The sequence below is a fragment of the Pseudomonas kurunegalensis genome (genome assembly GCF_030291635.1).
GTDB lineage: Bacteria > Pseudomonadota > Gammaproteobacteria > Pseudomonadales > Pseudomonadaceae > Aquipseudomonas > Aquipseudomonas monteilii.
Map to the genome: position 1 here is coordinate 5,758,717 of NZ_CP127871.1, position 14,050 is coordinate 5,772,766.

At 63.4% G+C, this 14,050-nt stretch carries 9 protein-coding genes; 7 read left to right on the plus strand and 2 right to left on the minus strand.

The window, feature by feature from the left end; genetic code table 11:
- Positions 1–52 precede the first annotated feature (52 nt).
- From QQ992_RS26220 to QQ992_RS26230, 3 genes are all read left to right on the plus strand, one after another.
- A complete protein-coding gene (locus tag QQ992_RS26220; protein ID WP_286111604.1) occupies positions 53–1,360 on the plus strand; it encodes a murein hydrolase activator EnvC family protein in 1,308 nt (435 codons plus the stop codon).
- A gap of 78 nt (positions 1,361–1,438) precedes the next feature.
- Positions 1,439–2,755, plus strand: coding sequence for a S41 family peptidase (locus tag QQ992_RS26225; RefSeq protein ID WP_016712472.1), 1,317 nt, complete (start codon positions 1,439–1,441; stop codon positions 2,753–2,755).
- Positions 2,756–2,762: 7 nt separating this feature from the next.
- Positions 2,763–3,530, plus strand: a complete 768-nt coding sequence (locus QQ992_RS26230; RefSeq protein WP_286111606.1) for a divergent polysaccharide deacetylase family protein — start codon at positions 2,763–2,765, stop codon at positions 3,528–3,530.
- A gap of 92 nt (positions 3,531–3,622) precedes the next feature.
- Here the strand turns inward: QQ992_RS26230 and QQ992_RS26235 are convergent, their stop codons facing one another.
- Entirely contained in the window at positions 3,623–5,569 is a 1,947-nt protein-coding gene (locus QQ992_RS26235; RefSeq protein WP_286114005.1) for a BCCT family transporter, read from the minus strand.
- Between the two features lie 533 nt (positions 5,570–6,102).
- Here QQ992_RS26235 and betI point away from each other — a divergent pair.
- From betI to betA, 3 genes are all read left to right on the plus strand, one after another.
- Positions 6,103–6,759, plus strand: coding sequence for a transcriptional regulator BetI (gene betI / locus QQ992_RS26240; protein ID WP_286111607.1), 657 nt, complete (start codon positions 6,103–6,105; stop codon positions 6,757–6,759).
- A gap of 39 nt (positions 6,760–6,798) precedes the next feature.
- Positions 6,799–8,271 carry a betaine-aldehyde dehydrogenase gene (gene betB, locus QQ992_RS26245; RefSeq protein ID WP_027614845.1) on the plus strand — a complete coding sequence of 491 codons (1,473 nt, stop codon included), beginning with the start codon at positions 6,799–6,801 and terminating at the stop codon, positions 8,269–8,271.
- A 77-nt stretch (positions 8,272–8,348) separates the two neighbouring features.
- Positions 8,349–10,046: a choline dehydrogenase gene (gene betA, locus QQ992_RS26250; protein WP_105946419.1), complete on the plus strand. Its 1,698-nt coding sequence runs from the start codon at positions 8,349–8,351 to the stop codon at positions 10,044–10,046.
- Positions 10,047–10,086: 40 nt separating this feature from the next.
- On the opposite strand, the gene QQ992_RS26255 is transcribed toward betA, so the two are convergent.
- Entirely contained in the window at positions 10,087–12,123 is a 2,037-nt protein-coding gene (locus tag QQ992_RS26255) for a dermonecrotic toxin domain-containing protein (protein ID WP_286111609.1), read from the minus strand.
- Positions 12,124–12,302: 179 nt separating this feature from the next.
- Here QQ992_RS26255 and QQ992_RS26260 point away from each other — a divergent pair, with 179 nt between their 5' ends.
- A complete protein-coding gene (locus QQ992_RS26260) occupies positions 12,303–14,045 on the plus strand; it encodes a potassium/proton antiporter (protein WP_016712480.1) in 1,743 nt (580 codons plus the stop codon).
- The last annotated feature ends 5 nt before the right edge of the window (positions 14,046–14,050 follow it).

The following is a 14,050-nucleotide window of genomic DNA, read 5'->3' on the forward strand; positions in this document are numbered from 1 at the left end:
CTGCCCGGGCGGGCATACTAGGCCAGTCTCCATCCTTGGTACGCCAAACCCCATGCTTCGCGCCCTGATTCTCCTAGCCCTGTCTTGCCTGCTCAGCCCGGCCTTTGCCGATGAGCGTGCGCAGACCCAGCAGCAACTGGACGCCACCCGCCAGGACATTGCCGAGCTCAAGAAGACGCTGGGCAAGCTCCAGGAAGAAAAGGCCGGTGTGCAAAAGGACCTCAAAGCCACCGAGACCGACATCGGCGACCTCGAAAAACAGGTGGAGGCGCTGCAGCAAGAGCTAAAAAAGACCGAGGGCGATCTGGAGCGCCTTGATACCGAGAAAAAAAAACTCCAGAGCGCCCGCGTTGAACAACAACGGCTGATCGCCATCCAGGCCCGCTCGGCCTACCAGAACAACGGCCGCGAGGAATACCTCAAGCTGCTGCTCAACCAGCAGAACCCTGAGAAGTTCGCCCGCACCCTCACGTATTACGACTACATCAGCAAGGCGCGCCTGGAACAACTGCGTACCTTCAACGAGACCCTGCGCCAGCTGGCCAACGTCGAGCAGGAAATTGCCAGCCAGCAGGAGCAGCTGCTGGCCCAGCGCGCCGACCTCGACAGCCGTCGCCAGGCCCTGGAAGCCGAGCGCGGCAAGCGTCAGCAGGTGCTGGCCAAGCTCAATGGCGACATGAAGGACCGCGACCAGAAGTTGCAGGCCCGCGAGCAGGACCAAGCCGACCTGTCCAAAGTACTCAAGACCATCGAGGAAACCCTGGCCCGTCAGGCCCGCGAGGCTGAAGAAGCACGCAAGAAAGCCTTGCTGGCCCAGCAGGAAGCGGAAAAACGCCGCCAGCAGGAGGCCCTGGCCGCCGCCGCTGCCCGCGAACAGGCCAAGGAGCCGGTGGAGCCACCGAAAAAGGCCCGCACCACCCTCGGCCCGATGGTTTCCACCGACGGCGCAAGCTATGGCGGCGCTTTTTCTGCTGCGCGGGGCAAACTTCCATGGCCCGTCAATGGTCGACTGCTGGCACGCTTTGGTGATGCCCGCGGCAGCGATGCCCGTGCCAAGTGGGACGGGGTGATGATCAGCGCCAACCCAGGCACCCAGGTACGTGCGGTGCACGGCGGGCGTGTCGTGTTCGCCGACTGGTTGCGCGGTGCCGGGCTTCTGGTCATTCTCGACCATGGCAATGGTTACCTGAGCCTGTACGGCCACAACCAGAGCCTGCTCAAGAGCGCCGGTGATATCGTCAAGGCCGGTGAAGCCATTTCCACCGTTGGCGACAGCGGTGGCCAGGACGCGGCAGGCTTGTACTTCGCCATCCGCCAGCAGGGCCGGCCGACCGACCCTTCGCAATGGTGCCGGGGCTAGTCAAATTTCTACGGCGTAGCCTGAGTGCTGCGCCGATGCTCCCCAGGGAGCGCTTACAGGATCAGGAGTTCGTTCGACATGCTGCACTCGCCTCGTCTCACCCAGCTGGCCCTGTCCATCGCCCTGGCGGTCGGTGCGCCCCTGGCCATCGCTGCCGAGCCGGCCAAGGCCGCCGCAGTGCCTGCCACCGAGGTCACGGCCAAGGCGCCACTGCCGCTGGAAGAGCTGCGCACCTTCGCCGAGGTCATGGACCGCATCAAGGCGGCCTATGTAGAGCCAGTGGACGACAAGACCCTGCTGGAAAACGCCATTAAAGGCATGCTCAGCAACCTTGACCCGCACTCGGCCTACCTCGGCCCCGAGGACTTCCAGGAACTGCAGGAAAGTACCAGCGGCGAGTTCGGCGGGCTGGGCATCGAAGTGGGCCAGGAAGACGGCTTCATCAAGGTGGTCTCGCCTATCGATGACACCCCGGCCTCACGGGCTGGCGTGCAGGCCGGCGACCTGATCGTCAAGATCAACGGCGCCCCCACCCGCGGCCAGACCATGACCGAAGCGGTCGACAAAATGCGCGGCAAGGTTGGCGAAAAAATCACCCTGACCCTGGTGCGCGACGGCGGCAACCCGTTTGACGTGACCCTGGCCCGCGCGGTCATTCAGGTCAAGAGCGTGAAGAGCCAGCTGCTGGAAAACGACTACGGCTACATCCGTATCACCCAGTTCCAGGTCAAGACCGGCGACGAAGTGGGCAAAGCCCTGGCCAAGCTGCGCAAGGACAACGGCAAGAAGCTGCGCGGCGTCGTGCTGGACCTGCGCAACAACCCGGGCGGCGTACTGCAATCGGCGGTGGAAGTGGCCGACCACTTCCTGACCAAGGGCCTGATCGTCTACACCAAAGGCCGCATCGCCAACTCCGAACTGCGCTTCTCCGCCGACCCGGCCGACGCCAGCGAAGGCGTGCCACTGGTGGTGCTGATCAACGGCGGCAGCGCCTCGGCCTCCGAGATTGTCGCCGGCGCCCTGCAGGACCAGAAACGCGCTGTGCTGATGGGTACCGACAGCTTCGGCAAAGGCTCGGTACAGACCGTGTTGCCGCTGGCCAACGACCGCGCCCTGAAGCTCACCACCGCGCTGTACTTCACCCCCAATGGCCGCTCGATCCAGGCCCAGGGCATCGTCCCCGATATCGAAGTGCGCCCGGCCAAGCTCACCGCTGAAGTCGACACCGACAACTTCAAGGAAGCCGACCTGCAGGGCCACCTGGGCAACGGCAACGGCGGCGCCGACCGCCCGACCGGCAGCAGCAAGCGCAAAGAGCGCCCACAGGATGACGACTTCCAGTTGAGCCAGGCGCTGAGCCTGCTCAAAGGGCTGAACATCACCTCGGGCAAGTGATTCCCCTATGCGGTATCTGCTGTGTCTGTTGTTCTGCCTGTTGGCCGGGGTCGCGCAAGCGGCACCGGCCAACAAGGCCTACATGAGCATCATCATCGACGACCTGGGCCAGAGCACCGAGCGGGACAGCCGCACCCTCGCCCTGCCAGGCCCGGTGACCATGGCGATCATGCCCGACACCCCGCACGCCAGCGACTTCGCCCGCCAGGCCCACAAGGCCGGCAAGACGGTGATCCTGCACATGCCGATGGACCCGGCCACCGGGCCCTATGCCTGGCACCCGGGTATTGGCATCGAGGAACTGGCACGGCGCCTGGAGGCGGCCTTGGCCAAAGTGCCGTACGCCGCCGGCATCAACAACCACATGGGTAGCCGCATGACGGCACAACGTGAACCCATGGCCTGGTTGATGGGGGCGCTGCAACAACGCCACCTGTTCTTCGTCGACAGCCGCACCAGCGCCGCCACCGTGGCCGCCGCCGAGGCCCAGCGCATTGGCCTGGCCCACGTTTCGCGTGATGTGTTCCTCGACGATGTGCGCACTACCGAGGCCATCAGCGGGCAGTTGCAGCAAGGCATCGCCCTGGCGCGCAAGCAGGGTTCGGCGGTGCTGATCGGGCATCCTTATCCACAGACCCTGGAAGTGCTGGAGCGGGCTCTGCCACAGCTCAAGGGCCAAGGCATCGAACTGATCAAGCTCAGCCAAATGATTGCCGTGCGCAGCAACCTGGCGATGCCGGGGCATGGCAAGAACGGGCGCTACACAAATCGCTGATTTCAGCACCGACCCGCTCCTACAAAGGATCGTGCATCAGGTCATAAAAAAACCCGCTCGGATGAGCGGGTTTTCTTTTACCTCAACAGCAATCAGCTATACACACGCCCCAACAACTGGCGGTGGCTTTCGAACTGGTCCAGCACATCACGCACGATCTGCTCCGGCGCAAAGCCCATCAGGTCGTACTCCTGGCTGCCGTCGTGCAAGTACACCTCGGCACGGTAGAAGCGCTGGCGCACTTCCGGCTCGCCTTCCACCGGCGCTTCGCTCGGCGCGGCCATATAGCCGTCCAGGCTGACTTCGTAAACGAACGGGTTACCCTCGTCCATCATCACCCGCAGGCCCATCATGTTGCGCGACTGGCCAACACGGGTTTCCACTTCGAAGCCCAGGGTTTGCAGCTGCGCCGCCGCTTCTTTCAGCGCCGGGCTGACCTGCTTGTCCATGAAGCGCTGCACCACGGCCTGGGTCGGCTGCAGTTCCAGCTGGGTCAGGCGCTCGCTGAAGCCGCGACGGCCACGGGCGGCCAGCTCGGCGCGCTCGCTTTCCACCGCCACGTCCTGCTTCATGGCCTTGTACAGGCCGAACATGAACAGCACCAGCACCACCGAGAACGGCAGGCCCGCCAGCACCACCATGGTCTGCATGGCTTCGAAGTTACCGGCAAACAGCAGGCCGATGGTAACCAGGGTGATAACCACCGACCAGAACACCACCATCCAGTGCGGGGCGTCTTCGTCGACCTTGCCGCCTTTGCACGACAGGTTGGCCATCATCACCGCGCCGGAGTCGGCCGGGGTGAGGAACAGCACAAAGCCGACGAACACTGCCACACCGATCACGATCTTGGCCGCCGGGAAGTATTCCAGCAACTGGTAGATCGACATCGACGGCTGTTCCAGCGCGGTCTTGCCCAGCTCCACGGCGCCCTGGTTGATCACCAGGTCCAGCGCGGTGTTGCCGAAGATCGACAGCCAGGCCAGGGTAAAGCCCAGCGGGATCAGCAGCACGCCCATCACCAGTTGGCGCACGGTGCGGCCCTTGGAGATACGGGCAATGAACATGCCGACGAACGGGCCCCAGGAAATCCACCAGGCCCAATAGAACACGGTCCACAGGCCCAGCCAGCGCTCGGACTTGCCCGCCTCGCCTTCATACACATACAGGTCGAAGGTTTTCAGCACGATGCCGTTCAGGTAGTCACCGATGTTCTGCACGAAGCCGTTGAGCAGGTGCAGGGTTTCGCCACCCAGCAGTACGAAGATCAGCAGGCCGCTGAACAGCATGATGTTCAGGTTGGACAGGCGGCGAATGCCGTTCTCCACACCCGACACCGCCGCCACGGTGGCCACACCGGCCATGACCAGGATCACAACCAGCAGGTTGGTCTGGCTATGCTCCATGCCGAACAGGTATTCCAGGCCGGACGACACTTGCATCGAGCCAATGCCCAGGTTGGTCACCAGGCCCAGCAGGGTCACGAACATGCCGAAGATGTCCACGGCGTTGCCGGCAGCGCCCTTGACCCAACGCTCACCCACCAGCGGGTACAGCGCCGAGCGCAGTGCCAGCGGCTGGTTGTGGCGGTAGGCGAAGTAACCCACGGCCAGGCCGACCAGGGCATAGATTGCCCAGCCGTGCAGGCCCCAGTGCAGGAAGGTCAGTTGCAGGCCCTGGCGCGCAGCTTCGAGGCTGGCCGGGGTGCCTTCCGGCGGGTTGAAATAGTGGTCCAGCGGCTCGGAAGCGCCGAAGTACAGCAGCGAAATACCGATACCGGACGAGAACAGCATGCCGGCCCAGGCGCCGTAGCTGAAGTCCGGCTGGTCGTCCTTGCCGCCCAGCTTGAGGCTGCCGTAGTCGGAGAAGGCCAGGTAGACGACAAACAGCAGGTAACCGCAGATCACCAGCATGTAGTACCAGCCAAAGGTGCGCGTCAGCCATTTCTGGGCCACGCCCAGCACCTGGCCGGCGGTTTCGGGTACAGCGATCAGCAAGGCAGTCAGAACAAGGATCATCAGCGCGGAGGTGAAGAACACCACGCGGTTGACCCGTACCCTCTCGGCGGGGGGCTTGGTAAGTGAGGCAGAACTCATTGCACGAATGCTCCGGGCAGTACGGCTGTGGAGGCTAATCAGTCTTTCCCGAGCAATTGGTGGAATATCCCCACTGCATCAGGTGTTATAAAAGCACCCTGGAAACCGTGATCCCGAATCGATACGTTGCAAAAAAACAGACAGGTGGCCTGCTGAAAAAGCCACACCTCGGCAGAGGTGCGCGCATTCGTCACAGATCACCCCGCCCGCTCCAAGGGCCTGTCGCAGGGCCAGTGACCGTACGGCAGAATCTGCATTTCGCATCGCTCATGCCCGTCAACGCCTTGTATTCCGGGGGTTACGCGATTTCCTGGGGTGTCAACTCGTGCCTTCTCGACCGCCTGAAAAACTGTCAATGGCACAAATTGTCGCAGAGCTTATTCTTTATTGATTGAACGTTCAATCAAAACAAAATAGACTGGCCTTCGCCGAGTCAGCCGCCCGTCGTCTGCTCGCAGGCCTGAGGAGATAGCAAGATGCCCAAGGTCGGTATGCAACCCATCCGCCGCCAGCAGTTGATCGAAGCCACGTTGCAGGCGGTCGATCAGGTCGGTCTGGGGGACGCCAGCATTGCGCTGATTGCCCGTTTGGCCGGTGTGTCGAACGGCATCATCAGTCACTACTTTCGGGACAAGAACGGCCTGATCGCAGCGACGATGGGTTACATCATGAACATGCTCAACGAAGGTGTTCGAGCACGTCGCCAGGCCCTGACGGACGACAGCCCGCGCGCCCACCTGAAAGTGATCATCGAGGGCAACTTCGATGCCAGCCAGGTGAACGGCCCGGCAATGAAAACCTGGTTGGCCTTCTGGGCTTCCAGCATGCACCAGCCCGATTTGCACAGGTTGCAGCGGATCAACGACCACCGCTTGTATTCCAACCTGTGCTGCCAGTTCCGCCGCGCCTTGCCGCTCTACCATGCGCGCAAGGCAGCCCGCGGCCTGGCTGCTTTGATCGATGGCCTGTGGCTGCGTGGTGCCCTGTCGGGTGATGCATTCGACACCGACCAGGCGATACGGATTGCTTACGAATACATGGATCTACAACTGGCTAAACAGCACACCCTGGCTACAAACGACCAGGCCGCTGAACAACCGCGCACGGCCCTTGCCAACCCGGCTGGAGCGTGACGCGCAAGCCAAACCACACACTGCACTTGCGAGGACACTATGGCCCGTTTCGGAACGCAAAAACTCTACATTGATGGCGCTTACGTCGACGCTGGCAGCGATGCCACCTTCGAAGCCATCAACCCGGCCACCGGCGAAGTCCTCGCCCACGTACAGCGTGCCACCCAGGCTGACGTCGAGAAGGCTGTGGAAAGCGCCGAGCGCGGCCAGAAAGTCTGGGCAGCGATGACCGCCATGCAGCGTTCGCGCATCCTGCGCCGCGCCGTCGACATCCTGCGCGAGCGCAACGACGAGCTGGCCATGCTGGAAACCCTGGACACCGGCAAGTCGTACTCCGAAACCCGCTACGTCGACATCGTCACCGGCGCCGACGTGCTGGAATACTACGCAGGCCTGGTACCGGCCATCGAAGGCGAGCAGATCCCGCTGCGCGAATCGTCCTTCGTCTACACCCGCCGCGAGCCGCTGGGCGTCACCGTGGGTATCGGTGCCTGGAACTACCCGATCCAGATCGCCCTGTGGAAGTCCGCCCCGGCCCTGGCCGCTGGCAACGCGATGATCTTCAAGCCGTCGGAAGTCACCTCGCTGACCACCCTGAAACTGGCCGAGATCTACACCGAAGCCGGCCTGCCAAATGGCGTGTTCAACGTCCTGACCGGCAGCGGCCGCGAAGTCGGCACCTGGCTGACCGAGCACCCACGCATTGAAAAAGTGTCCTTCACCGGCGGCACCACCACCGGCAAGAAAGTCATGGCCAGCGCCTCCAGCTCGTCGCTGAAGGAAGTGACCATGGAGCTGGGCGGCAAGTCGCCACTGATCATCTGCGCCGACGCCGACCTGGACAAGGCCGCCGACATCGCCATGATGGCCAACTTCTACAGCTCGGGCCAGGTGTGCACCAACGGCACCCGCGTGTTCATCCCGGCTGAAATGAAAGCAGCCTTCGAAGCCAAGATCGCCGAGCGCGTTGCCCGCATTCGCGTTGGCAACCCAGAAGACGAAAACACCAACTTCGGCCCGCTGGTCAGCTTCCCGCACATGGAAAACGTGCTGGGCTACATCGCCAAGGGCAAAGAAGAAGGTGCCCGCGTGCTGTGCGGCGGCGAGCGTCTGACTGCCGGTGACTTCGCCAAGGGCGCCTTCGTGGCCCCGACCGTGTTCACCGACTGCACCGACGACATGACCATCGTCAAGGAAGAGATCTTCGGCCCGGTGATGAGCATCCTCACCTACGAAACCGAAGAAGAAGTGATCCGTCGTGCCAACGACACCGAGTACGGCCTGGCCGCCGGTGTGTGCACCAACGACATCACCCGCGCCCACCGCATCATCCACAAGCTGGAAGCCGGTATCTGCTGGATCAACGCCTGGGGCGAATCGCCGGCCGAAATGCCGGTCGGTGGCTACAAGCAGTCGGGCGTCGGCCGTGAGAACGGCGTCAGCTCGCTGGCTCAATACACCCGCATCAAGTCGGTCCAGGTCGAGCTGGGCGGCTACAACTCGGTTTTCTAAACCCTGTCTAGCCACGCCCGTGCCGCTGCGCACGGGCGTTCCCGCTCCCTGATCACCGCCAACACGAGGGTACTTTCATGTCCCAAGAATTCGATTACATCATCGTCGGCGCAGGCTCTGCCGGTAACACCCTGGCTACCCGCCTGACCGAAGACGCCGGCGTTACCGTACTGCTGCTGGAAGCCGGTGGCCCCGACTACCGCTTCGACTTCCGCACCCAGATGCCAGCCGCCCTGGCCTTCCCGCTGCAGGGCCGCCGCTACAACTGGGCCTACGAGACCGACCCGGAGCCGTTCATGGACGGCCGCCGCATGGAATGTGGCCGTGGCAAGGGCCTGGGTGGCTCGTCGCTGATCAACGGCATGTGCTACATCCGCGGCAACGCCATGGACTTCGACGGCTGGGCAGAACTGCCAGGCCTGCAAGACTGGACCTACCTGGACTGCCTGCCATACTTCCGTAAAGCCGAAACCCGCGACATCGGCCCGAACGACTACCACGGTGGCGAAGGCCCGGTCAGCGTGGCCACGCCAAAGGCTGGCAACAACCCGCTGTTCCACGCCATGGTCGAGGCCGGCGTACAGGCTGGCTACCCGCGCACCGAAGACCTGAACGGCTACCAGCAAGAAGGCTTTGGCCCGATGGACCGTTCGGTAACCAAGAACGGCCGCCGCTCCAGCACCGCCCGCGGTTACCTGGACCAGGCCAAGAAGCGCCCGAACCTGACCATCGTCACCCACGCCCTGAGCGACCGCGTGCTGTTCGACGGCAAGCGCGCCGTTGGCGTGACTTACCTGGTTGGTGACAGCGAAGAGCGCGTTGAAGCCCGTGCGCGCAAGGAAGTGATCGTCAGCTCCGGCGCCATCGCTTCGCCACAGCTGCTGCAACGTTCCGGCGTCGGTCCGCGTGCCCTGCTGGAAAGCCTCGACATCCCGGTGGTGCACGACCTGCCAGGCGTAGGCGAAAACCTGCAGGACCACCTGGAACTGTACCTGCAATACGCTTGCACCCAGCCTGTGTCGCTGTACCCCTCGCTGCTGTGGTGGAACCAGCCGGCCATCGGTGCCGAGTGGATGTTCAACGGCACCGGCATCGGCGCCAGCAACCAGTTCGAGGCTGGCGGTTTCATCCGTACCCGCCCTGAGTTCAAGTGGCCGAACATTCAGTACCACTTCCTGCCGGTCGCCATTAACTACAACGGCTCCAATGGCGTGAAGGAACACGGCTTCCAGGCGCACATGGGCTCCATGCGCTCGCCTGCCCGTGGCCGCATCCAGGCCAAGTCGAAGAACCCGCGCCAGCACCCGAGCATCCTGTTCAACTACATGTCCACCGAGCAGGACTGGCAGGAATTCCGTGACGGCATCCGCCTGACCCGTGAAATCATGGCCCAGCCGGCGCTGGACCCGTACCGTGGCCGCGAAATCAGCCCGGGCGCCCACGTGCAAACCGACGAAGAACTGGACAAGTTCATCCGCGAGCACGCCGAAACTGCCTTCCACCCGTCCTGCTCGTGCAAGATGGGCACCGATGACATGGCGGTGGTTGATGGCGAAGGCCGCGTGCATGGCATGAAGGGCCTGCGCGTGGTCGATGCCTCGATCATGCCACTGATCATCACCGGCAACCTCAACGCCACCACGATCATGATCGCCGAGAAAATCTCCGACAAGATCCGTGGCCGCAAGCCGCTGGCGCGCAGCACTGCCAAGTACTACGTGGCGGGCGATGCACCAGTGAAGGGCAAGCCGATGCGTGAAGTGAAGCAGGCCTGACCGCAGCACTAGTGGGGCCGCTTCGCGGCCCCACTTTGCATCAGGTCGGCAGCGCAAAGAACGTACGCATCAACCCGTCATCCTCCACACCCAATCGTTCAGCCATCACCTGACGGTCGAACAACGCCCCCGTGCGCATCTCACGCACCCTCGCCCCCTCCGGCGCCTGCGCCAGTGCCTTCAGGCACACTTCCATGAAACGATGATTGTCTCCCTTCACCGGCGTCAGCTTTTCAACCTGCAAATAACGCCCCGGCATCATCAGCGACTCCGCCTCGTCCGGACGCCTTGAGAACGGCCCGATCGGCGCTGCCTGCACGTCCTCACCCGGCTCCAGCACATACACCAACGCGTTGTCGCCAAACGCCCCCTTGCCGCTTACCTGGGTCTGCGGGTCGTTGAACACCTCCCACAGGGCATAAGGGTTTTCTGTGAACGACGTAAAATCGCTGGTCACCAGCACGTCCCCTACAGCAAGGGCACCCTCGCCTGTCGTCGGTATGCCAGAGCCACGCAGGCCGGACGCCGCACGGTACAGCCGCACTTGATTGTTCACGCCTAATTGCCCAAGCGCATGTGCAAGGTCGTGGCTGCGCCGGATGCTCTCGGCACGCGAGCCTTCCAAAGGCAAACCTTGCCACACGTTGTTGTAGCGCTCCGGCGAGCTGGTGTATTCGGCAATAGCGGCCGAGCCAAAGCCATGCTCATCGCGGTAAACCGGGTAGGGCTCACTGAAAGCATCGAGATAAGCACCGCCGGCACCAACGCTGTCGAGATCGGCCCACGGCACCGCTTCAAGCAAAGCTGCCTGGCGAGCCAAGGCCTGGTCCGACATGGCCAGCAACTCGTCTGCAGCCGGTGCCATGTAGCGCGCCCAATCCACCTTGGTAACGCCGGTTTGCGCCTGGCCAGCCACACGCGGCGGCAGGCGGGCATCGGCGAACAGCTCACTGGCACGCAGCATTGCCCCGTCGAGCAGAATGAACAGCACGTCCACAAGCACCGCCCACCAGGCGGCCGTGCGCCAGGCCGCCTTGCCATCGAGGGCACGGTCCAGGTGCAGGGCCAGGCTCGCAGTGCCAAGCCCGAGCGACGTCAGGATCACTGGCCAACCCAGTGGCGCCATCGGCGCAATCAACATGCTTGCAGCCTGCAACCCAGCCAGCCATTCGGCCTTGCGCAGCTGTGCGTTGGTGGTCAGCCGTTCGTGGGCCTCATGGGTCAGCGCATCCATGAACATCTCACGAACACGAATGAACAGGTCACCCACAACAGCTTGCCGCTGCGTGTCATTCGAAAAAGCATGCGCTGCCATCCAGGCCTTTAGCGCTTGGCGGCCGCCAAATACCAGCAGCACATCCTGCGCATCGGGTAGAAAAACGCACGCTCTACCGGTCTTGAGCGTGTACAGGAACAGTGGCGTGACACCAGGCGCGCGACTGGACAGCGCACACCAGCCACCCCGGGCATTTGCAGGGTAATCCTCGCGCAACGCTTTCAGGCTACTCGGCAGCATCGTCACACGGAGTGTTGCCGCCAGCAGCTCACGCCGCTCGGGTTCGCTCAGCACGGATTGACCGACAGCGGCAAGAAAGCGGGCGCGGGCCAGTACGCAGTAATCTGCGCCACGCTGCTCACGAAAACGGCTCAGTGCCTCGCTGTAGCGCCCCGCAAAATCCATTTGCCAGAACGCCTTCAGCATCGCCTGCGGGTCGAGCCGCACTTCGTTACGCTCGTCATAATCGCTATGGCTGGCATCCACCCGGTAGAAACCGCCGTAGACACTCAACGCATCTGCAGCAGTCTGCTGCTGTGGGCTGAAGCGCTGGATCACCAGTTCGGTCAGGCTCAGCGACCGCCGTGGCGGCCCACGGTGGCGCCAGCCGGTGTAGCTGCGCGAGCTGCTGGCCGCCGACTGGAATTCGTGCCAGTAGAGCGTGTCCGGGTCCAGCCAGTATCCCAGCTGCTGGCGCAGCACATGGCCCGCCGCCTGGCGCGCAAGGCCGTGCATATCAGGAAATTGCCCGAGCAGGCGCTGGGCCACCTGGGCAAGAGGGAGGCGTTGTTTATCGTTCATGCTACTCGGCTGCCTGACTGTGGGGGGCACCACTACATCCGCAAGCCACAGCAACGATGCGGTATCGCTTTACAGCCCGCATTGGCCTCAGGTTAGAATCGATTGGCACGCGACCTGCTAGCTTTTGCTGAAAAATCCGCTACCAAGTCCCTTCCCCCGCTGTTTCGGAGTACCTGCCTTTGGATGCAAGCACCATCAATAGCCTGTTCCTGATCGGCGCATTGCTGGTGGGTGCAAGTATCCTGGTCAGCTCGCTGTCGTCGCGCCTGGGCATCCCTATTCTGGTCATCATCCTCGCCGTCGGCATGGTCGCCGGCGTGGATGGTGGCGGCATCATCTTCAACAACTACCCCACCGCCTACCTGGTGGGCAACCTGGCACTGGCCGTGATCCTGCTCGACGGTGGCCTGCGCACACGGGTGGCAAGCTTTCGCGTGGCACTGTGGCCGGCGCTGTCGCTGGCCACGGTCGGGGTAATGATCACCACCGCCCTCACCGGCCTGGTCGCCGCCTGGCTGTTCAACCTGAGCCTGATCCAGGGCCTGCTGATCGGCGCCATCGTCGGCTCCACCGACGCTGCGGCGGTGTTCTCGCTACTGGGCGGCAAAGGCCTGAACGAGCGGGTTACCGCCACGCTGGAAATCGAGTCGGGCAGCAACGACCCGATGGCGGTGTTCCTCACTGTCACCCTGATCGACATGATCGCCAGTGGCCAGACTGGCCTGCACTGGAGCCTGCTGGGCCACCTGCTGCGCGAGTTCGGCATCGGCGGCCTGCTGGGGCTGGGCGGCGGCTGGCTGATGCTGCAACTGGTCAACCGCATCAACCTGGCCGGCGGCCTGTACCCCATCCTGGTGGTGGCCGGTGGCCTGGTGGTGTTCTCGCTGACCAACGCCCTGCACGGTAGCGGCTTCCTCGCCGTGTACCTGTGCGGCCTGGTGCTGGGCAACAAGCCGATTCGCAGCCGCCACGGCATCCTGCACATGCTCGACGGCATGGCCTGGCTGGCCCAGATCGGCATGTTCCTGGTGCTGGGGCTGCTGGTCACCCCGCACGACCTGCTGCCGATCGCCCTGCCGGCGCTGGGCCTGGCGCTGTGGATGATCCTGGTGGCACGGCCGCTGTCGGTGGTCGCCGCCTTGCTGCCCTTCAAGGCCTTCCATGGCCGCGAGAAAGGCTTCATTTCCTGGGTCGGCCTGCGCGGCGCGGTACCGATCATTCTGGCGGTGTTCCCGCTGATGGCCGGCCTGCCGGACGCCCAGCTGTTCTTCAACCTGGCGTTCTTCATCGTGCTGGTGTCGCTGCTGGTGCAAGGCACCAGCCTGCCGTGGATGGCCAAGCTGCTGAAAGTGACCGTACCGCCAGACCCGGCACCGATTTCCCGCTCTGCCCTGGAAGTGCACATCACCAGCGAGTGGGAGCTGTTCGTGTACCGCCTGGGTGCCGAAAAATGGTGCATCGGCGCCGCCCTGCGCGAGCTGAAAATGCCCGAAGGCACGCGGATCGCCGCCCTGTTCCGTAACGAGCAACTGCTGCACCCGTCGGGCAGTACCGTGCTGGAAGTAGGCGACATGCTCTGCGTGATCGGCCACGAGCACAACCTGCCGGCCCTGGGCAAACTGTTCAGCCAGGCACCACAGCGTGGCCTGGACCTGCGCTTCTTCGGCGATTTCGTGCTCGAAGGCGATGCCGAACTGGGCGCGGTGGCCGCGTTGTACGGCCTGAAACTCGATGGCCTGGACGCGAAAATGCCGTTGGCGCAGTTCATCCGACAGAAGGTCGGAGGCGCTCCAGTAGTAGGTGACCAGGTCGAATGGCATGGCACGATCTGGACCGTGGCGACCATGGACGGGAACAAGATCCAGAAAGTGGGCGTCAGATTCCCCGAAGGAACGCGACCCGGACCAGGATTGTTCCTCTAAACTTC